We start from the raw sequence: 25,073 nt of genomic DNA on the forward strand, positions 1-25,073 counted from the left end.
TGGTCAACGCTTACGCGTAGCCGTAGCTCATCAGACGCTGATAGCGACGGTTTTTCAGATCGTCAGTGCTTAGCACATCAAGGTCCGCAAGGTCAGCCAGCAGTTGCGCTTTTAGCGACGCGGCCATTGCTTCCGGGTTACGGTGCGCGCCGCCCAGCGGTTCCTGAATAATGGAATCGATCAGCTTCAGCTCTTTCAGGCGTGGCGCGATAATCCCCATCGCTTCTGCGGCCAGCGGCGCTTTATCTGCGCTTTTCCACAGAATGGACGCACAGCCTTCCGGGGAGATAACCGAATAGGTGCTGTATTGCAGCATATTCACTTTGTCACCCACACCGATCGCCAACGCGCCGCCGGAGCCGCCTTCACCGATAACGGTGCAGATGACCGGCACGCTGAGGCGCGACATTTCGCGCAGGTTACGCGCGATGGCTTCAGACTGGCCGCGCTCTTCCGCCCCGACGCCCGGGTAAGCGCCCGGGGTGTCAATGAAGGTCACGATCGGCATCTTAAAACGTTCGGCCATTTCCATCAGACGCAGCGCTTTACGGTAGCCTTCTGGCGCTGGCATACCGAAGTTACGACGGATTTTTTCTTTGGTTTCACGGCCTTTCTGATGGCCAATGACCATCACCGGACGGCCATCCAGACGCGCGATACCGCCGACAATTGCTTTGTCGTCCGCATAGGCGCGGTCTCCCGCCAGTTCGTCAAATTCCTCAAACGCCAGGCGAACATAATCCAGGGTGTAAGGACGCTGCGGGTGGCGCGCCAGTTGGGCTACCTGCCATGCGCCGAGATCGGCGAAGATTTTGCGCGTCAGTTCTACGCTTTTTTCACGCAGACGATGCACTTCTTCATCGATGTTAATATCCAGTTTCTCGTCCTGACGGCTCACCGCAGTCAGAGAATCGATTTTTGCTTCCAGCTCGGCAATCGGCTGTTCAAAATCAAGGAAATTCAGACTCATAGTATTCCTGTATTAGTCAAACTCCAGTTCCACCTGCTCCGAACCAATGAGGCCACGGAGATCGTTGAGTAAACGATCGCTCGGAGAAACGCGCCACGTCGCGCCAAAACGCAACCGCGCGCGCGCATCCGCCCTCTGATAGTAGAGATGTACTGGAATTGTCCCCGAGCGGTGGGGTTCCAGAGACTGACGGAGTCGGTTTAAAAGCTGGTCATCAATTTGCCTGTCCGTCAGCGAGATAGCAAGCCCGCGAGCATATTTTTCCCGGGCTTCGTCAATATCCATCACTTCGCGGGCGGTCATTTTAAGCCCCCCGCTGAAGTCATCAAAGCTGACCTGTCCGCTGACGATAAGTATGCGGTCTTTTTCCAGCAGTTGCTGGTATTTATCCAGAGCGTCGGTAAATAACATGACTTCAAGACGTCCGGAACGGTCATCCAGCGTACAGATGCCGATACGATTGCCGCGCTTGGTGACCATAACCCTTGCGGCAATGACGAGCCCCGCAGCCGTGGTGACTTTACCACGTTCTGTCGGATGCATGTCTTTCAGCCTGTAGCCTCCGACATAGCGCTCAATTTCTTTTAAATACTGGTTGATGGGGTGCCCCGTCAGGTACAGACCCAACGTTTCGCGCTCGCCATCCAGCACCACCTGTTCCGGCCACGGCTGGCAGCTGGCGTAGGACTGTTCAATTTGTTCCGGCTCTTCCGCCAGTACGCCGAACATATCGGCCTGACCAATCGCTTCCGCTTTGGCATGTTGATCGGCGGCCTTTAACGCATCGCCGAGCGAATTCATCAACGCGGCGCGGTGGGGTCCCAGGCGGTCAAACGCCCCGGACATAATTAACTTTTCCAGTACCCGGCGGTTCAGTTTTTTGGTGTCAGTACGGGCGCAAAGATCGAACAGCTCGCGGAAGTATCCGCCGTTGTTGCGCGCCTCGATGATCGCCTCAATCGGGCCTTCACCAACACCTTTGATCGCGCCGATACCGTAAACGATCTCACCTTCGTCGTTAACGTGAAAGTGATACAGGCCGGAATTGATGTCCGGCGGCAGGATCTTCAGCCCCATCCGCCAACATTCGTCCACCAGACCTACCACTTTTTCCGTGTTATCCATATCGGCGGTCATAACCGCCGCCATAAATTCGGCGGGATAGTGCGCCTTCAGCCATAGCGTCTGATAGGAGACCAGCGCATACGCGGCGGAGTGTGACTTGTTAAATCCGTAACCGGCGAATTTCTCCACCAGGTCAAAGATTTTCATCGCCAGTTCGCCGTCGATCCCGTTTTTCTTTGCGCCCTCTTCAAAGACAGATCGCTGTTTGGCCATCTCTTCTGGCTTTTTCTTACCCATCGCACGACGTAACATGTCCGCGCCGCCGAGGGTATAACCAGACAGCACCTGGGCGATCTGCATGACCTGTTCCTGATACAGGATGATGCCATAGGTCGGTTCCAGTACGGGCTTCAGGCTTTCGTGCTGCCACTGTACGTCAGGATAAGAAATTTCTTCACGCCCGTGCTTACGGTCGATGAAGTTATCCACCATCCCCGACTGCAGCGGGCCCGGGCGGAACAGTGCCACCAGCGCGATCATATCTTCAAAGCAGTCAGGTTGCAGACGCTTGATCAAATCTTTCATGCCGCGGGATTCAAGCTGGAACACCGCCGTGGTTTCCGAGCGTTGCAGCATGTCGAAGCTTTTCTTGTCATCCAGCGGGATGGCAGCAATATCCAGCGGCGGCTCGCCGTTTTTCTCACGACGGGCGTTAATCATTTCCAGCGCCCAGTTGATAATCGTGAGCGTTCGCAGGCCGAGGAAGTCAAACTTCACCAGCCCGGCGTATTCCACGTCGTTTTTATCAAACTGCGTAACCGGGTGCAGCCCCTGCTCATCGCAATACAGCGGCGCAAAATCGGTAATTTTCGTTGGGGCGATAACCACACCACCGGCGTGCTTACCGGCGTTACGCGTGACGCCCTCCAGCTTACGCGCCATGTCGATCAGCGCTTTGACCTCTTCGTCGGCTTCGTAGATTTCCGGCAGTTGCGGCTCAGCTTCAAACGCTTTTGCCAGCGTCATGCCCGGATCGGGCGGCACCAGCTTTGAAATACGGTCTACGAAGCCATACGGATGGCCCAGCACGCGGCCCACGTCGCGGATAACCGCTTTCGCCGCCATGGTACCGAAAGTAATAATCTGCGATACCGCATCACGCCCATACATGTCCGCCACGTGCTCGATCACCTGGTCGCGTTTCTCCATACAGAAGTCAACGTCGAAGTCAGGCATCGAAACACGCTCCGGGTTAAGGAAGCGTTCGAACAGCAGGTCAAATTCCAGCGGGTCGAGGTCGGTGATTTTCAGCGCGTAGGCCACCAGCGATCCCGCGCCGGAACCACGGCCTGGTCCGACCGGCACGCCGTTATCCTTCGACCACTGGATAAACTCCATCACGATCAGAAAGTAGCCGGGGAACCCCATCTGGTTAATAACCTGTAGCTCAATGTCCAGACGCTCGTCATATTCCGGGCGGCGTTTTTTACGCTCTTCTGCATCCGGAAACAGGAATTCAAGACGCTCTTCAAGACCTTCTTTCGATTTCTTGACCAGATAGTCTTCGGTGGTCATATCACCGGTCGGAAACTGCGGCAGGAAATATTCGCCCAGACGCACCGTCACGTTACAGCGTTTGGCGATCTCAACGGTGTTTTCCAGTGCTTCCGGAATGTCCGAAAACAGCTCGCACATCTCCTCTTCCGTACGCATATACTGCTGCGGCGAATAGTTACGTGGGCGCTTAGGGTCGTCGAGAGTAAAACCGTCGTGAATGGCGACGCGAATTTCATGCGCGTCAAAATCATCGCTGTTAATGAAGCGCACGTCGTTGGTAGCGACGACCGGCAAGCCGCGCGCTTCCGCCAGTTCTACGGCTGCGTGCAAATAGCTTTCTTCATCCTGTCTGCCGGTACGGATCAGCTCAAGGAAGTAACGATCCGGGAAATGCGTTTCATAGAACGAGACGCACTCCTCAACCAGCGCGCTATTACCCCGCAACAGGCTGCGGCCAACGTCGCCCATGCGTCCACCGGAAAGCAGAATTAACCCCTCTTTCAGTTCGATCAGCCAGTCGCGATCGATAACCGGCCCCGCCGCGCCGTAGCCGCGTTGATAGGCTTTAGAAATGAGCAGCGTAAGGTTCTGATAACCGGTGTTATTCGACGCCAGCACCGTTAAATGGGTGAGTTCTTCGCCCATTTGTTCGCTCTGAACGTGGAAATCGGCGCCAACAATGGGTTTAATCCCGGCGCCATGACCTGCCCCGTAGAACTTCACCAGACCGCAAAGGTTGGTAAAATCGGTGATCGCCAGCGCGGGCATGCCCAGTGCGGCCGCCTTTTTCACCAGCGGTCCGGTTTTGGCCAGCCCATCGATCATGGAGTAGTCGCTGTGCACCCGCAGGTGGACGAAACGAGGTTCAGACATCTTCAGATTCCTTTAACCCAGAGATCAGGACGCGAGTCCCAGTGCGCGTTTGACCGGGCCAAAGCTGCGTCGATGGTGCTCTGTCGCGCCATGAGCAGCCAGCGCCTCCAGATGAAAAGCGGTTGGATACCCTTTGTGCTGGGCAAAACCGTACTGCGGGAAAACGCTATCCAGCGCGGCCATTTCCGCATCCCGCGTGACTTTCGCCAGAATAGACGCAGCGCTGATTTCCGCCACACGGCTGTCGCCTTTTACCACCGCCATCGACGGTACCGGCAGCGCAGGGCAGCGATTGCCGTCGATGAGCACGTATTCCGGCGCGATATGCAGACCAGCGACCGCACGCTGCATCGCCAGCATGGTGGCATGAAGAATATTCAGCTCATCTATCTCATGCGGCTCCGCACGGCCCAGACTCCAGCTTAACGCTTTTTCTTTGATTTCGTCATACAGCGCCAGACGGCGCTTTTCAGATAATTTTTTAGAATCGTTAAGACCCACAATCGGACGCGCCGGGTCGAGAATCACAGCGGCTGTCACCACCGCGCCGACCAACGGTCCCCGTCCAACTTCATCCACACCGGCGACTAAATGCATGTGCGGATAAACAAATTCGATCATTGTGCTAACTCCAGAACCGCGTCAGCCGCCTGCTCGTCGGCATTGCAGCGGATCTGCTGATGCAGCTCGCGGAAAGTATCATGCATCGCATGGCTGGTTTTACCGTTAGCCAGAAGCGGCAGTAGCGCTTGCGCGAGTTTCTGCGGCTCGCACTCTTCCTGCAGCAGCTCTTTGACGAGTTCTCTCCCTGCCAGCAGATTCGGCAACGACACATAGTCGGTTTTCACCAGCCGCTTCGCCAGCCAGAAGGTAAACGGCTTCATGCGATAGCCTACCACCATCGGGCACTTCGCCAGCATACACTCAAGCGCGGCGGTTCCCGACGCCAGCAGCGCGGCGTCGCTGGCGACCATCGCTTCGCGTCCCATCCCGTCAAGCAGATGCACGGACAGTTCCGGTGCGACATCCGCTTTGATTTTCTCAAACTGTTCACGCCGTTTGGCATTCACTAACGGCACCACGACTTCGAGATCGGGGTAATGCTGACGCAAAAGCTGCGCCGTTTTCAGGAAGTCGGCGCTGAGCATCTCCACTTCTGCGCCACGGCTACCGGGCAGCAACGCCAGGCAATGGGCGTCATGCGGAATGCCCAGGACATCACGGGCCGCGTTTTTATCCGGGTCAAGCGGCATGGCATCCGCCATCGTGTGTCCAATAAAACGGCACGGCACGTTATATTTATCGTAAAACGCTTTTTCGAAAGGCAGAAAAGCCAGCACCATATTGGTGGATCTGCCTATTTTGAAAACACGTTTCTGCCGCCACGCCCAGACGGACGGACTGACATAATGAATGGTTTTGATACCCTGTTTTTTCAGGTTGCCTTCCAGGGTGATGTTGAAGTCAGGCGCATCAATCCCTACAAAGACATCCGGCTTAAGCCCGGTAAAACGACGGGTTAAATCGGCGCGAATGTGCAGCAGGCGACGGAGGCGTCCAAGCACCTCAACAATCCCCATAACCGCCAGTTCTTCCATTTCGTACCAGGCTTCACAGCCTTCAGCCTGCATACGCGGACCCGCTACGCCGACAAAACGGGCGTGGGGGACACGCGCCTTCAGGGCGCGGATCAAGCCGGCGCCAAGAATATCGCCGGAGGTTTCTCCGGCGACCAGGGCAATCGTTAAAGGACGCTGTTCAGCCATTAACGAATCAAACCGCGCGTTGAGCGGGCAAAAAAGTCGCTGAACGGTTGCACTTCCGGATACTGCTTCGCCAGCTCGGCGATTTCCGGTTTTGCTTCATCCAGCGTTTTACCGCTGCGATACAGCGCTTTATATGCGTTGCGGATCGCGGTGATCGCTTCGCGGGTAAAGCCGCGGCGCTTCAGCCCTTCAATGTTCACGCCAAACGGCGTGGCGTGGTTGCCCTGCGCGATAACGAACGGCGGAACGTCCTGAGCGACGCCAGAACAGCCGCCCACCATCACGTGCGCGCCGATAATACAGAACTGGTGCACGGCAGTCATGCCGCCGATGATGACGTAATCGTCCAGCGAAACATGGCCCGCGAGGGTTGCGTTATTCGCCAGAATACAGCGATCGCCTATTGTGCAATCGTGCGCCACGTGGGCGTTGATCATCAGCAGGTTATCGCTGCCCACCTTCGTTAATCCACCGCCCTGCACCGTGCCACGATGAATGGTTACGCTTTCGCGAATGCGGTTACGATCGCCAATTTCCACACGGGTCGGTTCACCAGCGTATTTCAGATCCTGGTTCACTTCACCGATAGAGGCGAACTGATAAATCTCGTTATCGCGGCCAATTTTGGTGTGGCCATTCACGACAACGTGAGACTTCAGTACGGTACCCTCACCAATTTCAACATGGGGTCCAACGAGACAAAAAGGTCCAATGTGGACGTTAGCGCCAAGAGAAGCGCCTTCTTCCACAATGGCGGTTGGATGAATAAAGGCGGATTTATCAATCACGTATCAGGCCTCCCGGCTACGAGCGCACATCATCGTTGCTTCGCAAACTACTTTACCGTCGACCAGAGCAACCCCTTTGAAGCGAGTCAGGCCACGGCGCGTTTTCTCGAAAGTCACTTCCATGATCATCTGATCGCCAGGCACGACAGGACGCTTAAAGCGCGCTTCATCAATACCTGCGAAATAGTAAAGCTCTCCCGGCTCCAGTTTACCCACGCTTTTAAACGCCAGAATACCGGTAGCCTGTGCCATTGCTTCCAGAATCAGAACGCCCGGAAAGATCGGCTTGCCCGGGAAATGTCCCTGGAAAAACGGCTCGTTAACGGAAACATTCTTCACTGCGCGGAGAAAGCGACCTTCTTCAAAATCCAGCACCCGATCCACCAGCAAAAACGGGAAACGGTGCGGCAGAAGTTCTAAAATCTCTTCAATGTGCAGAGTATGAGTGTTAGTAGTCAAAATACTCTTCCTGTCCAAATATACTAAAAGCCAATAATAACACGGCCTGCCGCAATCGTATGAATGCCGACAGGCCGTAAAGTATGTGTGACCGGGTGAGAGTTTAGTCTTGTTGATTAACCTTGCGCTCAATCGCTTTGAGACGCTTGCTCATATCATCAATATTCATCACCAGTGCGGCTGTCTTACGCCATACTTTGTTAGGTTGCAGCGGAATGCCTGAGGAATAGACGCCAGGCTCCGTGATGGGGCGCATCACCATCCCCATGCCCGTCACCGTCACCTTGTCGCATATTTCCATATGGCCATTAATGACGCTGGCGCCGCCAATCATACAGTAACGGCCAATCTTCAGGCTGCCCGCCATAATGACGCCACCGGCAACCGCCGTATTGTCGCCAATCACAACGTTATGCGCAATCTGACACTGGTTATCAATGATAACACCGTTGCCGATCACCGTATCATCCAGCGCACCACGGTCGATGGTGGTACAGGCGCCGATCTCCACGCGATCGCCAATAATGACGCGACCAAGCTGCGGGATCTTCACCCAGTTGCCGCGATCGTTGGCATAGCCAAAACCGTCAGCGCCAATCACCGTACTGGACTGGATCAGGCAATTCTCACCTATCTGAATGTCGTGGTAAACCGTTACATTCGCCCATAAGCGCGAGCCGGCACCAATTTTCGTATTTTTCCCGACGAAGCAACCCGCGCCGATAACCACGTTATCGCCCAGCGCTACGCCTGATTCAATGACCGCATTTGCGCCGATTGAAACATTGCTACCCAGCGTCGCCGTCGCATCTACCACCGCACTTGGTGCGATATTCTGCGCCGGCTGCGGCGTGGTATCTAAAATTTGCGCCATTCGCGCATACGTGAGGTAGGGATTCTTCACTACCAGCGCGGCGCTTTTAGCAAAAGGAAGATCGTCCTGCGTCATGACAACGGCAGACGCCTGGCATAACGCCAGGTGCTCACGGTATTTCGGATTCACCATGAACGTAATGTGACCCGTTTGCGCAGATTGCATGGACGCAACGCCGGTGATGACGATATCGCCATCACCGTGTAATTCTGCATCCAACTGCTCTGCTAAATCAGACAGTCGAATTGAAGGCATTACTTATTTAACCTGTTTCAGTACGTCAGCAGTAATATCTTTTACATCGCTGCTGTTGTAAGCAACGCTGTTCGCGTCAACGACCAGATCGATGCTCTGGCTGTTGGCAACGGATTTCACCGCAGTCTGGATACGGGTAACCAGTTTGCCACGTTCTTCGTTGGAACGACGTGCGCGATCCTGCTCAAAAGCCTGCGCTTTCTGAGAGAACGTCTGGCGCTGCGCCATCACGTCTTTTTCCAGCTTGGTACGTTCGCCACCTGCTTTCATGGACTGCAGACGCTGCATTTTGGACTGCAGGTCAGTTTCCATACGTTGCAGTTCGCTGGCGCGGCTTTTGAACTCGTTTTCCAGCGTTTTGGAAACGCCAGTCTTCTGCGCAACCTGCTGGAACAGGCTACCCATGTTGACGATTGCAATTTTGTCAGCAGCCTGTGCAGACGTAACCATTGCTAAACCGAGACCTGCCGCTAATAACCACTTTTTCACAATAAACTCCTTACCATCCCATTTGCACCCGGAGGTGCAGTTCTTTGCGTGGCCAGGCGACCCCATGCAAGATCGCCTAAAGTCATCGCTACACTACCATTACATTCCCTTGTGAAGAACCGTTACCAGGTTTTACCAATGTTAAACTGGAACTGTTCTGCTTTGTCTCCATCGTACTTTTTAAACGGCTGGGCGTAGGAGAATACCAACGGCCCCAATGGGGACATCCATTGTAATGCGATACCAGCGGACATACGGATATTGCTCGGATCGCTGTAATCAGGATAGCCTGAGAAACGGCTGGAATCCCAGTTTGTATCCCAAACGGTACCCATATCCCAGAAGAAGGAGGTACGTACCGAGTTCGCGTATTTATCGCTGATAAACGGCGTTGGGGTAATGAACTCAAGGCTGGCGACAGCCATTGCGTTACCGCCCACTGCGTCATCGGATTCACACGGCGCCGTGTTGGTGCTTGCACATTCGTTATCGTAGTCATCATCGCCATCATGACGGCTGCTGGCTGGCAGATAGACCGCTTTCGGACCGATGGTGTTCGACTGGAAACCACGTACGGTGCTGGAGCCGCCCGCATAGAAGTTTTCATAGAACGGCATCTCTTTGCCGCCGATACCATCACCGTAACCCCAACGCGTACGACCCAGCACAACCCATTTGTGGTCGTCATCGATCGGCACATAAGTCGCGGTGTCCAGCGTCGCTTTGTAGTATTCGTTATCAGAACCCGGAATGGTCACTTTACCGTTCAGGTTGATACGCGTACCTTCCGTCGGGAAGAAGCCACGGTCGAGCTTGTTATACGTCCAGCCGTAGTTAAAGGTGAAGTCATCCGCGGCGAAGCTGTTGCGATCGTTCGTCGGATCCGGGTTTTCCCCCATCGAGTTCAGATAACGCCACATGGCGACCTGCGGCTGCATGTTGGACAGTTTGTTATGCACATAACCGAGGCCCGCGCGCAGCGTGTTGTATTCATTCACCGGGAAGCCCAGCGTCACGTCCGTACCGTAGCTCTTGTTGGTATAGTCGGACAGATCGGCGTCATCCGCCTGGAAATCGTTATAGAACACGCGACCGCCGAGACTTACGCCGTCAACGGTGAAGTACGGGTTGGTCACAGACAGTTCGGTATAGGTCTGGTAGTCGTTCTTCGTACCATTGATCCCTACCGCATAACCGGTACCCAACCAGTTATCCTGCTGTACGCCCGCCTGGAAGCTGACGCCGCTTTCTGTACCGTAACCGATACCGAAGTTGAAGCTACCGGTGTTACGCTCTTTCACCTTGTAGACCACGTCCACCTGGTCCGGGCTACCCGGAACGCGCTGGGTGTCAGTATCGACGGTTTCGAAGTAACCTAAACGGTTCAGACGTTCTTTACCCTGGTCGACCAGATCGCTGCCCAGCCATGCCCCTTCCATCTGACGCATTTCACGACGCAGAACGGCATCTTTAGAGGTGTCATTGCCTTCAAAACGGATCTTACGTACGTAGAAACGGTTACCCGCATCAACGTTGACGCGCAGGTTAACGGTTTTATCCGTATCGTTGATTTCCGGCTGAGACTGAACGCGTGGATAGGCGTAACCATAGCGACCAAGAAGCTTTTTAATGTCATCTTCCATTTTGGTCACTTTGGTGCCGTTATACAGCTCGCCCGGCTCGATTTTGGTCAGGCTTTCGATCTCAGCAGAGTGACCCGCCAGGTTACCGCTCACCTGCACGCCAGAAAGCTTGTACTGATCGCCTTCCGTGACGTTAACGGTGATATAAATGCCTTTCTTGTCCGGCGTCAGGCTGACCTGAGTAGAGTCAATGTTGAAGCGCGCGTAGCCGCGATCCAGATAGTAGCTGCGCAGGGTCTCTAAGTCGCCCGCCAGTTTCTGTTTCTGGTATTTGCGATCGCCGACCACATTCCACCACGGCACTTCGTCGCGCAACTGGAAGTGAGAGATCAGTTCGTTGGTACTGAAAGCATGGTTGCCAACGATGTTGATCTGCTGGATCTTCGCGGACACGCCTTCCTGGAAGACCAGTTTCAGGTCAACACGGTTACGCGGCAGCGGAGTCACCACCGCTTTAACGCTGGCGCTGTATTTACCGACACTGTAGTAGAAGTCTTCCAGCCCTTTTTCGATATCGGCAATGGTGGTGCGATCCAGAGATTCGCCGACACGCACGCCAGACGCCTCGAGGTTTTGCTTCAGCATATCGTCTTTCACCGATTTGTTACCGGAGAACGTGATGCTGGCAATAGTCGGGCGTTCTTTTACCTGAACCAGAAGGGTATCACCATCACGAAGGACGCGGACGTCCTCAAAGTTGCCGGTGGCAAACAGAGCGCGAATGGTATTACTGATATCTTCATCATTAACCGTGTCGCCTGTGCGCACCGGCATACTGAGGAGGGCCGCACCAACGGCGACACGCTGCAGGCCTTCGAAATGAATGTCCTTCACTACGAACCCTTCAGCACCGTATACGGTGGCGCTGCTAAACAGCAGCGACGCTATGAGCAACTTTTTCATCGCCATCGTTATTATGCGTTCTTCCTAACTAACTCTCTTACAACCGAGAGAAATCATTGAAAAGTGCAAGCCCCATTAACAGCACCAGCAAAATCGAGCCAATGCGATAACTAAAGTCTTGAACCCGCTCGGATACCGGCCCGCCCTTAAGCTTTTCAATCGCCAGGAACAGCAGATGCCCCCCGTCAAGAACGGGCAGCGGAAACAGGTTGATTATCCCGAGGTTCACGCTGATAAGCGCAAGGAACATCAGGTAATATATCACCCCGAACTCCGCTGACATCCCAGCCCCCTGAGCGATAGAAATCGGCCCACTGAGGTTGTTCAGTTTCACATCACCGGTTATCAATTTTCCCAGCATACTGACCGTCAGCTTCATCAACTGCCACGTTTTATCCGTGGCCTGTGCGATGGCGCTAAACGGCCCATACTGGCGTACTGTCTTGTACTCATCCGGCAGAGGAATGATTTTCGGCACAACGCCGGCAAAACCTTCCGCCTTTCCGTTACCCGATTTGGTATCCGGGATTAACGTTAAAGACAAGGCACTCCCCTGCCTTTCAATTTCCAGCGCTAACGGCTTACCGGGATTATCGCGCACAAGCGTCACGAAATTCATCCATTGCGTTAACGGTTGACCATCGACTTTAACGATCCTGTCGCCAGCTTGCAAACCCGCTTTACTTGCCGCGGACTGCGCCTGCACTTCTGACAGCACCGGTTCGATCTGAGGCCCGCGCGGTCGAATCCCCAAAGAAGATACAGGATCTTCCTTGTCTGGCTCAAATGCCCAATGACGCAAATCCAGCGTTTTCTCCTGACGCTGGTTACTGCCAAAAGGCGCGACGCTGAGCGTCGTCTGCTCGTCGCCGATTTTCGCGACCAACTGTAAACGCACCGCATCCCAATCAGGGGTTTCGATACCGTCAATGGCTTTAAGTTCCGTTCCCGGCGCAATTTGCGCGTCGGCGGCAATCGAGTTGGGGGTTATTTCACCAACCACCGGACGAACGCCAGGGACGCCGATGATAAACACCAGCCAGTAAGCGAAGATGGCAAAAAGGAAATTAGCAACCGGGCCGGCGGCGATAATTGCCGCACGCTGACCTACGGTTTTGTTGTTGAACGCGTGGTGGCGCAGTTCCGGAATCACCGGCTCAGCACGCTCATCCAGCATTTTGACGTAACCGCCCAGCGGGATAAGGGCGATAACATATTCTGTACCAGACCTGTCGGTACGGCGCCAAAGCGCTTTACCAAAGCCAATGGAAAAGCGCTCTACACGGACACCGCAACGCCGTGCAACCCAGAAATGACCAAATTCATGCACGGTGATAAGCACACCCAGTGCAACAATGAATGCAGCCAGATTCCAGAGAATACTCAGCATAAAACCTTCCGTTAAAGCGTTTTGAATACCAGTAACAACAGGCACGCAAAGACCGGTACTGCCGCCGTCAGGCTATCAATACGGTCCAGAATACCACCGTGTCCTGGAATCAAATGACCGCTGTCTTTAATTCCTGCTTCACGCTTGAACATGCTCTCAGTAAGATCGCCCAGCACAGAGGCCAGCGCGGCAATAATAGAGCAAATTAGCAAGGTGACCGGCGCAACGTCCAGGTTCGCCCACATGCTGTAACCCCAGGAGATTACCGCTGCTGTCGCGAGACCGCCAAAAAAGCCCTGCCAGGTTTTCCCTGGCGACACCTTCGGCGCCAGCTTATGTTTGCCAAACAGTTTGCCAAACATATACGCCCCGGAGTCCGCGCCCCAAACGAGGATCATGACATAGAGTAGCCATATCGCGCCACTGTAATGATTATCGTCATAATGCCAGGCGCGAAGCGCCAGCATGCCCCAGAAAAAGGGAACGATAGTCAACACGCCGAAAATTATGCGTAATGTCTTCGAATTACGCCAGATCGCCGCTGAACCGGGATAGAAAAACACCAGGAGTAAAGCAACGATCCACCAGCCTAACGACGCCCAAAGTGAGACCTCGACCAGCGGCTGGTGAATATTATGATGGTATTCCGGCAGTAAAAACAGCATTAGCGCGAGTAACAGCCCGCACAGTACCGCCAGCCATACGCGTTGCGTGCGAGTGGCAAAACCGCTTAACTGTCCCCATTCCCACGCAGCCAGCATACACACCAGCAGCGTAACAATAGCGAACCCCACCGGCGGCAGCAGAAACAGCGCCGCGATGACCACGGGTATTAAAACAAAAGCAGAAATCAGGCGATACTTCAGCAAAAGCGACCCCCATCAGGCTTTGTCATCACCGGGCTCGGTGCCGCCGAAACGACGCTCTCGATTAGCAAAGGCATGCAGCGCACCTTCAAAGTCTTGTTCATCGAAATCGGGCCAGAGCACATCAGTAAAGTAAAGTTCGGCGTAGGCAATTTGCCAAAGCAAAAAGTTACTTATTCTATGCTCTCCCCCAGTCCTAATTACTAAATCCACAGGAGCCAGCTCATGCATACAGATTTGTTGGTTGAGCATTTCTTCATCAATCTGTTCCGGGCGCAGTACACCGTCCTGCACCTGTTCCGCCAGTTTTCTGACTCCCTGGACAATATCCCAACGTCCGCCGTAATTCGCCGCAATGTTCAGCGTCAGCCCGGTATTCTGGGCAGTTAGCGCTTCCGATTTACGAATACGTTCCTGCAAACGCGAGTTAAATCGACTGGTATCGCCAATAATGCGCAGGCGGACGTTATGGCGGTGCAGACTTTTGACTTCGCTGTCAAGCGCCCACACAAACAGCTCCATTAACGCGCTAACTTCCTGCGCTGGTCGGTTCCAGTTTTCACTACTAAAGGCATACAGCGTTAACGCATCAATACCGTTGTTGGCAGCAAAAGAGACGGCCCGGCGGACGGATTTCGCTCCGGCCTTATGCCCGAATGCCCGAATCTTCCCTTGCTTTTTTGCCCAGCGACCATTGCCATCCATAATGATCGCGACATGACGACAGCCATGTGCTGGCAAATTTTCGCTTACTGGTTGAGTTGCAGACAACATAACGCGTTTTTAGTCCCTGAAAGGATTTAGCGGTACTCAGGAATACAGAAGCCTTTTACACTTCATCTCTCAGGCTGCCTCTTGTCAGCTTGCTGTCCCGCGTCACGTACCGCTGTACGCGCCCGGGAACGCATCCACTCGCCGCCCTGATGCAACCTGAATGATTTTGCGTATCCACAAAAAAGCCGTGTCAAACCACGGCTTGCCTGACCGAAAAAAGCCAAATACCTGCGATCAGGTGGCGCAGACTATATCACTGAAGCCCAACGCTAACAAATAGCACGATCTTCTGTAGCCGGATTATCCTCAGCTTGCGAGACGCGTCACTTGTTTTCTGGCGACTTCTCGCGCAATGGCATCCACTCGCAGGACGTCATCCACACTCTGAGGCTCTTGCAGGTCCATCTGTTCCAGCACAGCTAAATTGAGATCGGCAATATCGGTAAAGCGAAGTTCTTCAGCAAGAAATGCAGCTACGACGATTTCGTTTGCCGCATTCAACGCAGTGGTTGCCGCCTGCCCTTGCTCAAACGCTTCCATTGCCAGTTTCAGGCACGGATAGCGCTCATAGTCCGGCGCGCTAAAAGTCAGCGCGCTGAGCTGGCAGAAATCGAGCGGCTTAACCCCCGAGGTCACGCGATTCGGCCAGGCCATGGTATGGGCAATTGGCGTACGCATATCCGGCTCCCCCAGTTGCGCCAGTACGCTGCCGTCCTGATAACGCACCATTGAGTGAATAACCGACTGCGGATGAATCAGCACGTCCATCTGGCGGGCACTGGCGTTGAACAACCAACGCGCTTCTATGTATTCCAGACCTTTATTCATCATGGTGGCGGAGTCGACGGAAATTTTACGCCCCATCGACCAGTTCGGGTGACGGCATGCCTGCTCGGGCGTCATTGAGGCCAGATCGCGCAGCGGCGTTTCCCGAAACGGGCCACCAGACCCGGTAAGCAAAACCGACATCACGCCATTTTGCTCAAGGTCAGCGTATCCCAGATTGTGTTGAATGGGTTGGGGCATACTCTGAAAAATAGCGTTATGCTCGCTGTCCACCGGTAAAAGCCGTGCGCCACTTTGCTTTACCGCATCCATAAACAGGCGTCCGCAGGTGACCAGCGACTCTTTATTGGCCAGCAGAATGGTTTTACCGGCGCGAATAGCGGCCAGCGTCGGCAACAGCCCTGCTGCGCCCACAATGGCCGCCATGACTTGATCCACATCATCCAGCGCCGCCATCTCACAGGCTGCCTGTTGCCCGCTAAGAACCTCTGTGCGGCAACCGTGTTGCTGCAACGTGGCTTTTAGCAGCGTTGCGCTGGCTTCATCATCCATCACCGCGTAATGCGGGGAGAATTCCAGGCACTGCTCCACCATGCGGGTGACATTTTTACCTGCCACCAGCGCGACAACGCGAAAGTCGTCAGGGTTCTGGCGCACCACGTCAAGCGTGCTGCAACCAATAGAGCCGGTCGAGCCCAGAAGGGTTATGTGCTTCATTGAACGTCCAGTCTGAAAGTGAGACAGGGTAAAAGGTAAAAAGCAAAACGCCGCCAGCCGATCCAAAAGATCTTCTGAGCGGCGTTTTCGTCGTACCGGTGAATCAGAACTGCATCAGTTCCGCTTCTTTGTCTGCCAGCGCCGCTTCCACTTTCTTGATAGCGGCATCGGTCAGTTTCTGAATATCGTCCTGAGAACGACGGTCATCATCTTCGCTGATCTCTTTGTCTTTCAGCAGCGCCTTGACTTTATCGTTAGCGTCACGACGCACGTTACGCACGGCAACGCGAGCCTGCTCCGCTTCGCCACGCACGATTTTCGTCAGGTCTTTACGACGTTCTTCAGTCAGCGGCGGCAGTGGAACACGGATATCGCTGCCGGCAGAACTTGGGTTCAGACCGAGGTCAGACGCCATGATCGCTTTTTCAACGGCCGGGCTCAGAGAGCGGTCAAATACGTTGATTTTCAGGGTACGGGAATCTTCTACCGTTACGCTTGCCAGCTGACGCAGCGGCGTCGGCGTACCGTAATATTCCACAACAATGCCATCCAGCAGGCTGGGAGAAGCACGACCCGTGCGAATTTTGCTGATTTGGGTTTTGAATGCTTCAACGCATTTGTCCATGCGTACTTCAGCATCTTTTCTGATATCGCTAATCACGTTACGAATCCTTGGAAACTAGTCTCAGTCAGACCAGACAATTGCACATAGTGGAAATGCGCTTAGTATAGCCCTGATTAAAATATTACGGGTAGTCCCGCGATACTGACGCAAAATCTTACCGCGATTTCTGCACAAAATCATTCAGGTTGTATCAAGGCGGCAGCTGAACGACAAATTTGTCAGGAACAAATTTGAACAGCCGCAGGCGTCCTTCAGTGAGGGACAAGGATGCCCCTCATTTATTCCCAGCAGCTTACACATGTAAGTGACTGGGGTGAGCAAAGGCAGCCAACGCAGAGACAGCCTGAAAGATGAAGTGTAACACGGGAATTACTCCGTGATTAACGTCCCTTCTTTCTCACCCATGACCACACGACGCAGCGCGCCCGGCTTGTTCATGTTGAACACGCGAATCGGCAATTTGTGGTCACGCGCCAGCGTAAACGCCGCCAGATCCATCACTTTTAGCTCTTTTTCCAGCACTTCGCTGTAGGTCAGCTGCTCGTACATGGTGGCCGACGGATCTTTTGCCGGATCGGCGGTGAATACACCATCCACCTTGGTTGCTTTCAGGACAACGTCCGCTTCAATTTCAATACCGCGCAGGCAGGCTGCAGAGTCGGTAGTAAAGAACGGGTTACCGGTCCCGGCAGAGAGGATCACCACGCGGTTATTACGCAGCAGGCTGATCGCTTCCGCCCAGCTGTAGTTGTCGCACACGCCGTTAAGCGGAATCGCCGACATCAGGCGAGCGTTCACATAGGCGCGATGGAGCGCATCGCGCATCGCCAGGCCGTTCATCACGGTGGCCAGCATGCCCATGTGGTCGCCCACAACGCGGTTCATTCCCGCTTTCGCCAGACCTGCGCCACGGAACAGGTTACCGCCACCAATAACCACACCAACCTGAATCCCCAGTTCAACCAGTTCTTTGATTTCCTGAGCCATACGATCCAGTATGCTTGCGTCAATACCGAAGCCTTCCGAACCCTGCAGAGCTTCGCCACTCAACTTAAGCAGAATACGTTTATAGACGGGTTTTGCATTGGTAGCCATGTTTCTTTCCTGAGACTGTCAACGATTTAAAAAGGGGGTAAATTCTGGCGACAATGATATGTCGCTTCTCAGTACAACGAAATAAGAGCCATACTGATTTTGCGTGACGGGTGACAAAAAGAAGCCGCCCTCAGGCGGCTCCTTTTCAATCATTAAGACTGCTTGGACATTGCAGCAACTTCTGCTGCGAAGTCAGTCTCAACTTTTTCGATGCCTTCGCCCACTTCGAAGCGGATGAAGCCAGTCACGTCAGCGTTGTGCTCTTTCAGCAGCTGACCAACAGACTTGCTCGGATCCATAACGAAAGGCTGGCCAGTCAGAGAAACTTCGCCGGTGAATTTCTTCATGCGGCCTTCAACCATTTTCTCTGCGATTTCTTTCGGCTTGCCAGACTGCATGGCGATGTCCAGCTGTACCTGGTATTCTTTCTCTACCACTTCAGCAGACACGTCTTCCGGCTTAACGAATTCCGGCTTGCTTGCCGCAACATGCATTGCCAGCTGCTTAACCAGTTCTTCGTCAGCGCCTTTCGCGGCAACCAGAACACCGATGCGCGCACCGTGCTGGTAGCTACCCAGAACGTCGCCTTCCAGGGAAGCGATACGACGGATGTTGATGTTCTCGCCGATTTTCGCAACCAGCGCAACGCGCTCTTCTTCGAACTGCGCTTTCAGTACTTCAACGTCAGTGATTTTACCCGCAACCGCTGCGTCCAGTACTTTGTCAGCGAAAGCCTGGAAACCGCCGTCTTTCGCAACGAAGTCAGTCTGGCAGTTAACTTCCAGAATGAACGCGATATTGCCTTCGATTTTGGTTTTGATTACGCCGTCAGCAGCAACGTTGCCTGCTTTTTTCGCTGCTTTGATCGCACCGGACTTACGCATGTTTTCGATTGCCAGCTCAATGTCGCCATTCGCTTCAGTCAGTGCTTTTTTGCAATCCATCATGCCTGCGCCAGTACGCTCACGCAGCTCTTTTACCAGGGATGCGGTAATTTCAGCCATTCTAAAATCCTCGGAAGATTTGATCTGCCCGGCGTCAAACCGCACAGATTTAAAAGTGAAAAAGGGGGCCATTGATAGGCCCCCTAACCAAACGTGATACTACCTGGTCCAAAAAGGGGCTCGAACGAGCGTTCCTTATTATTCAGCTTCTACGAAGCTTTCTTCCGCCTGGGAAGCCAGATCCTGAGAACGGCCTTCACGAACGGTTGCAGCGACAGCGCCCAGGTACAGGCTAACAGCACGGATTGCGTCGTCGTTACCCGGGATAACGAAGTCAACACCGTCCGGATCAGAGTTGGTATCAACGATAGCAAATACCGGAATACCCAGGTTGTTTGCTTCTTTGATAGCAATGTGCTCGTGGTCAGCATCGATAACGAACAGCGCGTCCGGCAGACCGCCCATGTCTTTGATACCGCCCAGGCTGTTTTCCAGTTTCTCAAGCTCACGCGTACGCATCAGCGCTTCTTTCTTGGTCAGCTTTTCGAAAGTACCGTCCTGAGACTGAGTTTCCAGGTCTTTCAGACGTTTGATGGACTGACGAACGGTTTTCCAGTTAGTCAGCATACCGCCCAGCCAGCGATGGTTCACGAAGAACTGATCGCAGCTGTTAGCAGCTTCTTTCACCGCTTCGCTTGCAGCGCGTTTAGTACCAACGAAAAGGATTTTACCTTTACGAGAAGCAATCTTGTTCAGCTCAGCCAGGGCTTCGTTGAACATCGGTACCGTTTTCTCAAGGTTGATGATGTGAACTTTGTTACGCGCACCGAAGATGAACGGCTTCATTTTCGGGTTCCAGTAACGGGTCTGGTGACCGAAGTGAACACCAGCCTTGAGCATGTCGCGCATGGAAACAGTTGCCATGATTAAAACCTCTATAGATAAAGTTGGGGTTATGCCTCCACGTATCCCATATTACCGACCCCAAAGGGCACCCCGGAATATGTGCCGATACGTGTGTGTTGTTACACAAAGTGAGATATGTCGCTTCCGTCCATCTTGTGTAGTCTCGAATGGAACGGAAGTCCGGCGCGCTTTATACCACAAATACGCCGCCGACACCAATAATTGTTGGCTGAGTGTGCTGTTAATGATTCTCAATTTGGCACGGGGTGCGCCTGACTGATACCATTGACAATACTTACACTAGTATTGTCGAAAAAATCGACACCGATGGACAGATTACATGGCTATCTCAATTAAGACCCCTGAAGAAATCGAAAAAATGCGCGTCGCGGGCCGTCTGGCCGCGGAAGTGCTGGAGATGATCGAACCGCATATCAAACCGGGCGTCAGCACGGGCGAACTGGATCGTCTTTGTAACGACTACATCGTCAACGAGCAGCACGCGATTTCCGCCTGCCTCGGTTACCATGGTTATCCGAAATCCGTCTGCATCTCTATTAATGAAGTGGTATGCCACGGGATCCCGGACGATGCCAAGCTGTTGAAAGACGGCGATATCGTCAACATTGACGTCACCGTCATCAAAGACGAATACCACGGCGACACCTCAAAAATGTTTATCGTCGGCAAGCCGACTATCCTTGGCGAGCGTCTGTGCCGCGTCACGCAGGAGAGCCTGTATCTGGCCCTGCGTATGGTAAAACCGGGCATCCGTCTGCGCGCCCTGGGCGCGGCGATTCAGAAATACGCGGAAGGCGAAGGTTTCTCTGTGGTGCGCGAATACTGCGGACACGGTATTGGCCGCGGCTTCCATGAAGAACCGCAGGTACTGCATTACGATGCGGACGACGGCGGCGTGGTGCTGCAACCGGGCATGACGTTCACCATTGAGCCAATGCTGAATGCCGGTGATTACCGCATCCGCACCATGAAGGATGGCTGGACGGTAAAAACCAAAGACAGAAGCTTGTCTGCACAATATGAGCACACTATTGTAGTAACCGAAAACGGCTGCGAAATTCTGACCTTACGCAAGGATGACACTATCCCGGCGGTCATTACGCACGACGAATAACTGATTGCCTGATGGCGCTGTCGCTTATCAGGCCTGGAAATTGCAGTGTTCCCTGGGCCGGATAAGGCGTTTCGCCGACATCCGGCTTTTTAATGGGTGGCGCATAATGAATATTCTTCCTGAACAGCACGCGAATACCGCACTTCCCACCCTTCCCGGCCAGCCGCAGAACCCAGGCAGTTGGTCGCGTGACGAACTCACCGTCAGCGGGATAAAGTCCCACATCGATACCTTCCAGCAGTGGCTGGGCGACGCGTTTGACAGCGGGATCTCCGCCGAGCAGCTGATCGAAGCCCGCACCGAGTTTATTGATCAACTGCTGCAACGGTTGTGGATTGACGCGGGATTCGGGCAGATTGCCGATCTGGCGCTGGTCGCCGTCGGCGGCTACGGGCGCGGCGAACTGCATCCGCTTTCCGACATCGATCTGCTGATCTTAAGCCGCAAAAAATTACCCGATGACCAGGCGCAGAAAGTGGGTGAACTGCTGACGCTGCTGTGGGACGTAAAGCTGGAGGTCGGTCACAGCGTACGTACGCTTGAAGAGTGTCTGCTGGAAGGGCTGTCGGATCTGACCGTCGCCACCAACCTGATCGAAACCCGGCTGCTGATTGGCGACGTGGCGCTGTTCCTTGAACTGCAAAAACACATTTTCAGCGAAGGCTTCTGGCCGTCCGACAAGTTCTACGCCGCCAAAGTCGAAGAACAGAACCAGCGCCACCAGCGCTATCACGGCACCAGCTATAACCTCGAGCCGGATATCAAAAGCAGCCCCGGCGGCCTGCGCGACATCCATACGCTACAGTGGGTCGCCCGCCGTCACTTTGGCGCCACCTCCCTTGATGAGATGGTCGGTTTTGGCTTTTTGACCCAGGCCGAACGCGCGGAGTTAAACGAGTGCCTGCACATACTCTGGCGGATCCGCTTTGCGCTGCATCTGGTGGTGCCCCGTTACGACAACCGTCTGTTGTTTGACCGCCAGCTTAGCGTCGCCCAGCGTCTCAACTACCGTGGCGAAGGCAACGAGCCGGTCGAGCAAATGATGAAGGATTTCTTCCGGGTGACGCGGCGGGTCAGCGAACTGAACCAGATGCTGCTCCAGTTGTTTGACGAAGCCATCCTCGCCTTGCCGGCGGACGAAAAGCCGCGCCCGATCGACGACGACTTTCAACTGCGCGGCACGCTGATCGACCTGCGTCACGACGATCTGTTTATCCGCGAGCCGGAAGCGATCCTGCGGATGTTCTATACCATGGTGCGCAATAGCGCGATCACCGGGATCTACTCCACCACCCTGCGCCATCTGCGCCACGCCCGACGTCATCTGAACCAGCCGTTGTGCTACATCCCGGAAGCGCGTTCGCTGTTTCTCAGCATGCTGCGTCACCCTGGCGCGGTCAGCCGCGGCCTGCTGCCCATGCACCGCCATAGCGTGCTGTGGGCCTATATGCCCCAGTGGTCGCACATTGTCGGACAGATGCAGTTCGATCTGTTCCACGCTTACACAGTGGATGAACACACCATTCGCGTGATGCTGAAGCTGGAAAGCTTCGCCAAAGAAGAGACCCGCCAGCGCCACCCGCTGTGTGTGGATCTCTGGCCCCGTCTGCGTCAGCCGGAGCTGATCCTGATCGCCGCTCTGTTCCACGACATCGCCAAAGGACGCGGCGGCGACCACTCCGTGCTGGGCGCGCAGGACGTGCTCAAATTCGCCGAGCTGCATGGCCTGAACTCGCGGGAAACCCAACTGGTGGCCTGGCTGGTACGGCAACATCTGCTGATGTCAGTTACCGCCCAGCGCCGCGATATTCAGGATCCGGAGGTGATCAAGCAGTTTGCCGAAGAAGTACAGACGGAGCACCGCTTGCGCTTTCTCGTCTGCCTGACAGTGGCCGACATATGCGCCACCAACGAAACGCTGTGGAATAGCTGGAAGCAAAGCCTGCTGCGCGAACTGTACTTCGCCACAGAGAAACAGCTGCGCCGCGGCATGCAGAATACGCCAGATATGCGCGAGCGCGTACGCCATCATCAGCTTCAGGCGCTGGCGCTATTACGGATGGACAATATTGATGAAGAGGCGCTGCACCATATCTGGTCGCGCTGTCGCGCCAACTATTTTGTCCGTCACAGCCCAAATCAACTGGCCTGGCACGCGCGACATCTGCTTCAGCACGACCTGAGCAAGCCGCTGATTTTGCTCAGTCCGCAGGCGACGCGCGGCGGAACGGAAATTTTTATCTGGAGTCCGGACCGCCCTTACCTGTTTGCCGCCGTCTGCGCTGAACTGGACAGGCGTAATCTCAGCGTCCACGATGCGCAGATCTTCACCACCCGCGACGGCATGGCGATGGATACGTTTATCGTCCTGGAGCCGGATGGCAGCCCGCTGTCATCGGATCGGCATGAAGCGATCCGCTTCGGACTGGAACAGGCGATCACCCAGCGCAGTTGGCAACCGCCGCAGCCGCGTCGCCAGCCGGCTAAATTGCGCCACTTTACCGTGGATACCGAAGTGACGTTTTTGCCGACGCACACCGACCGGAAATCGTTCCTCGAACTGATTGCACTCGACCAGCCCGGACTGCTGGCGCGGGTCGGGCAAATTTTTGCCGATCTGGGAATTTCGCTTCACGGCGCCCGAATTACAACCATTGGCGAGCGAGTAGAAGATTTATTCATAATCGCCACCGCGGACCGGCGTGCCCTTAATAATGCGCTTCAGCAGGAAGTGCATCAACGGTTGACAGAGGCCCTCAATCCAAACGATAAAGGGTAGTGTGTTTTTTTATTAGGGAAAGAGTTTACCAATGCAGCAGTTACAGAACGTTATTGAGACCGCTTTTGAGCGCCGTGCCGAGATCACGCCGGCGAATGTAGATACCGTGACCCGTGAAGCGGTGAATCAGGTGATTTCCCTGCTGGATTCCGGCGCACTGCGTGTTGCAGAAAAAATCGACGGCCAGTGGGTAACGCACCAGTGGCTGAAGAAAGCGGTACTGCTCTCTTTCCGTATTAACGATAACCAGGTTATCGACGGCGCGGAAAGTCGCTACTTCGATAAAGTGCCGATGAAATTTGCTGACTATGACGAAGCGCGTTTTCAGAAAGAAGGCTTCCGCGTAGTGCCACCTGCGGCGGTGCGCCAGGGGGCGTTCATTGCCCGTAACACCGTGCTGATGCCGTCTTACGTTAATATCGGCGCCTATGTTGATGAAGGTACGATGGTTGATACCTGGGCGACCGTCGGCTCCTGCGCGCAGATCGGTAAAAACGTTCATCTCTCCGGCGGCGTCGGCATCGGCGGCGTACTGGAGCCGCTGCAGGCGAACCCGACCATCATCGAAGATAACTGCTTTATCGGCGCGCGTTCAGAAGTCGTGGAAGGCGTGATCGTGGAAGAAGGTTCCGTGATTTCGATGGGCGTTTACATCGGCCAGAGCACCCGTATTTATGACCGTGAAACCGGCGAAGTGCATTATGGCCGCGTTCCGGCAGGTTCTGTTGTCGTTTCCGGCAACCTGCCGTCGAAAGATGGCAAATACAGTCTTTACTGCGCGGTGATTGTGAAAAAGGTCGATGCCAAAACGCGCGGCAAGGTCGGCATCAATGAGTTGTTACGTACCATCGACTGACAATGATTTGAAAAAGCGGGCATAGCCCGCTTTTTTTATCGCCTGAAGTGGCGGAAACGGGGCTTTTCGTTAATTATTCATAGGTTATGTTGAGATTAAGGGTACCGCTATGTACGACAATCTGAAAAGTCTGGGCATTACCAATCCTGAAGAAATCGATCGTTACAGCCTGCGGCAAGAAGCCAACAACGATATCCTGAAAATCTATTTCCAGAAGGATAAAGGCGAATTCTTTGCCAAGAGCGTGAAGTTTAAATACCCACGGCAACGTAAAACCGTGGTCGCCGACGGTATTGGGCAGGGTTACAAAGAGGTGCAGGAGATCAGCCCCAACCTGCGCTATGTTATCGACGAGCTGGATCAGATCTGCCAGCGCGATCGCACCGAAGTCGATCTGAAGCGCAAGATCCTTGACGACTTACGCCATCTGGAAAGCGTGGTCGCGAATAAGATCACCGAAATTGAGGCCGATCTGGAAAAATTGACGCGTAAGTAAGCGATTGTTGCCAGATGGCGCCGCCCACGTCCAGCCTACGCCCCCTGTCCTTTGTAGGCCCG

The 25,073-nt window shown here is 54.3% G+C and carries 21 protein-coding genes; 4 read left to right on the plus strand and 17 right to left on the minus strand.

Annotated elements, in window-relative coordinates; all coding sequences use genetic code 11:
- Positions 1-10 precede the first annotated feature (10 nt).
- From accA to rpsB, 17 genes are all read right to left on the minus strand, one after another.
- Positions 11-970 carry an acetyl-CoA carboxylase carboxyl transferase subunit alpha gene (gene accA, locus OOJ60_RS14085; protein ID WP_042289841.1) on the minus strand — a complete coding sequence of 320 codons (960 nt, stop codon included), beginning with the start codon at positions 968-970 and terminating at the stop codon, positions 11-13.
- 12 nt (positions 971-982) lie between these two features.
- The gene (dnaE, locus tag OOJ60_RS14090; RefSeq protein ID WP_042289844.1) at positions 983-4,465 is read right to left on the minus strand and encodes a DNA polymerase III subunit alpha; all 3,483 of its coding nucleotides are present in this window, start codon (positions 4,463-4,465) and stop codon (positions 983-985) included.
- Between the two features lie 24 nt (positions 4,466-4,489).
- On the minus strand, positions 4,490-5,086 hold the full coding sequence (gene rnhB / locus OOJ60_RS14095; protein ID WP_205612753.1) for a ribonuclease HII: 597 nt from the start codon (positions 5,084-5,086) through the stop codon (positions 4,490-4,492).
- Complete coding sequence (gene lpxB, locus OOJ60_RS14100) at positions 5,083-6,231, minus strand: lipid-A-disaccharide synthase (RefSeq protein WP_199956855.1); 1,149 nt, start codon at positions 6,229-6,231, stop codon at positions 5,083-5,085. Before lpxB ends, rnhB begins: the two co-directional genes overlap by 4 nt.
- Positions 6,231-7,019 carry an acyl-ACP--UDP-N-acetylglucosamine O-acyltransferase gene (gene lpxA / locus OOJ60_RS14105; RefSeq protein WP_042289853.1) on the minus strand — a complete coding sequence of 263 codons (789 nt, stop codon included), beginning with the start codon at positions 7,017-7,019 and terminating at the stop codon, positions 6,231-6,233. Before lpxA ends, lpxB begins: the two co-directional genes overlap by 1 nt.
- Positions 7,020-7,022: 3 nt before the next feature.
- On the minus strand, positions 7,023-7,478 hold the full coding sequence (gene fabZ / locus OOJ60_RS14110) for a 3-hydroxyacyl-ACP dehydratase FabZ (RefSeq protein WP_003018528.1): 456 nt from the start codon (positions 7,476-7,478) through the stop codon (positions 7,023-7,025).
- 103 nt (positions 7,479-7,581) lie between these two features.
- Positions 7,582-8,607 carry a UDP-3-O-(3-hydroxymyristoyl)glucosamine N-acyltransferase gene (lpxD, locus tag OOJ60_RS14115; RefSeq protein WP_199956857.1) on the minus strand — a complete coding sequence of 342 codons (1,026 nt, stop codon included), beginning with the start codon at positions 8,605-8,607 and terminating at the stop codon, positions 7,582-7,584.
- A gap of 3 nt (positions 8,608-8,610) precedes the next feature.
- Positions 8,611-9,096, minus strand: coding sequence for a molecular chaperone Skp (gene skp / locus OOJ60_RS14120; protein WP_042289857.1), 486 nt, complete (start codon positions 9,094-9,096; stop codon positions 8,611-8,613).
- Positions 9,097-9,218: 122 nt separating this feature from the next.
- Positions 9,219-11,648 (minus strand): outer membrane protein assembly factor BamA, encoded by a 2,430-nt coding sequence (gene bamA, locus OOJ60_RS14125; RefSeq protein WP_042289859.1) that lies wholly within the window; start codon positions 11,646-11,648, stop codon positions 9,219-9,221.
- Positions 11,649-11,679: 31 nt separating this feature from the next.
- Positions 11,680-13,032: a sigma E protease regulator RseP gene (gene rseP, locus OOJ60_RS14130; protein ID WP_042289862.1), complete on the minus strand. Its 1,353-nt coding sequence runs from the start codon at positions 13,030-13,032 to the stop codon at positions 11,680-11,682.
- Between the two features lie 11 nt (positions 13,033-13,043).
- Positions 13,044-13,901 (minus strand): phosphatidate cytidylyltransferase, encoded by an 858-nt coding sequence (gene cdsA, locus OOJ60_RS14135; protein WP_042289864.1) that lies wholly within the window; start codon positions 13,899-13,901, stop codon positions 13,044-13,046.
- Positions 13,902-13,913: 12 nt separating this feature from the next.
- Positions 13,914-14,672, minus strand: a complete 759-nt coding sequence (gene ispU, locus OOJ60_RS14140) for a (2E,6E)-farnesyl-diphosphate-specific ditrans,polycis-undecaprenyl-diphosphate synthase (protein WP_042289866.1) — start codon at positions 14,670-14,672, stop codon at positions 13,914-13,916.
- 306 nt (positions 14,673-14,978) lie between these two features.
- Positions 14,979-16,175: a 1-deoxy-D-xylulose-5-phosphate reductoisomerase gene (gene ispC, locus OOJ60_RS14145; RefSeq protein ID WP_042289867.1), complete on the minus strand. Its 1,197-nt coding sequence runs from the start codon at positions 16,173-16,175 to the stop codon at positions 14,979-14,981.
- Between the two features lie 103 nt (positions 16,176-16,278).
- A complete protein-coding gene (gene frr / locus OOJ60_RS14150) occupies positions 16,279-16,836 on the minus strand; it encodes a ribosome recycling factor (protein WP_042289871.1) in 558 nt (185 codons plus the stop codon).
- Between the two features lie 333 nt (positions 16,837-17,169).
- The gene (pyrH, locus tag OOJ60_RS14155) at positions 17,170-17,895 is read right to left on the minus strand and encodes a UMP kinase (RefSeq protein ID WP_042289874.1); all 726 of its coding nucleotides are present in this window, start codon (positions 17,893-17,895) and stop codon (positions 17,170-17,172) included.
- Positions 17,896-18,047: 152 nt separating this feature from the next.
- Positions 18,048-18,899, minus strand: coding sequence for a translation elongation factor Ts (gene tsf, locus OOJ60_RS14160; RefSeq protein ID WP_042289878.1), 852 nt, complete (start codon positions 18,897-18,899; stop codon positions 18,048-18,050).
- Positions 18,900-19,037: 138 nt separating this feature from the next.
- Entirely contained in the window at positions 19,038-19,763 is a 726-nt protein-coding gene (gene rpsB, locus OOJ60_RS14165) for a 30S ribosomal protein S2 (protein WP_012904553.1), read from the minus strand.
- Positions 19,764-20,085: 322 nt separating this feature from the next.
- Between rpsB and map the strand changes: the two genes are divergently transcribed.
- The 4 genes from map to OOJ60_RS14185 all read left to right on the plus strand — a co-directional run bounded on the left by map (position 20,086) and on the right by OOJ60_RS14185 (position 25,011).
- Positions 20,086-20,880, plus strand: a complete 795-nt coding sequence (gene map, locus OOJ60_RS14170; protein ID WP_042289882.1) for a type I methionyl aminopeptidase — start codon at positions 20,086-20,088, stop codon at positions 20,878-20,880.
- Between the two features lie 106 nt (positions 20,881-20,986).
- A complete protein-coding gene (glnD, locus tag OOJ60_RS14175) occupies positions 20,987-23,659 on the plus strand; it encodes a bifunctional uridylyltransferase/uridylyl-removing protein GlnD (RefSeq protein ID WP_205612754.1) in 2,673 nt (890 codons plus the stop codon).
- A 31-nt stretch (positions 23,660-23,690) separates the two neighbouring features.
- Complete coding sequence (gene dapD / locus OOJ60_RS14180) at positions 23,691-24,515, plus strand: 2,3,4,5-tetrahydropyridine-2,6-dicarboxylate N-succinyltransferase (RefSeq protein ID WP_042289888.1); 825 nt, start codon at positions 23,691-23,693, stop codon at positions 24,513-24,515.
- A gap of 109 nt (positions 24,516-24,624) precedes the next feature.
- Entirely contained in the window at positions 24,625-25,011 is a 387-nt protein-coding gene (locus tag OOJ60_RS14185; protein ID WP_042289892.1) for a DUF3461 family protein, read from the plus strand.
- Positions 25,012-25,073: the final 62 nt, after the last annotated feature.

It is taken from the genome of Citrobacter sp. R4 (genome assembly GCF_026719175.1).
In the GTDB taxonomy this organism is placed as follows: domain Bacteria; phylum Pseudomonadota; class Gammaproteobacteria; order Enterobacterales; family Enterobacteriaceae; genus Citrobacter_A; species Citrobacter_A sedlakii.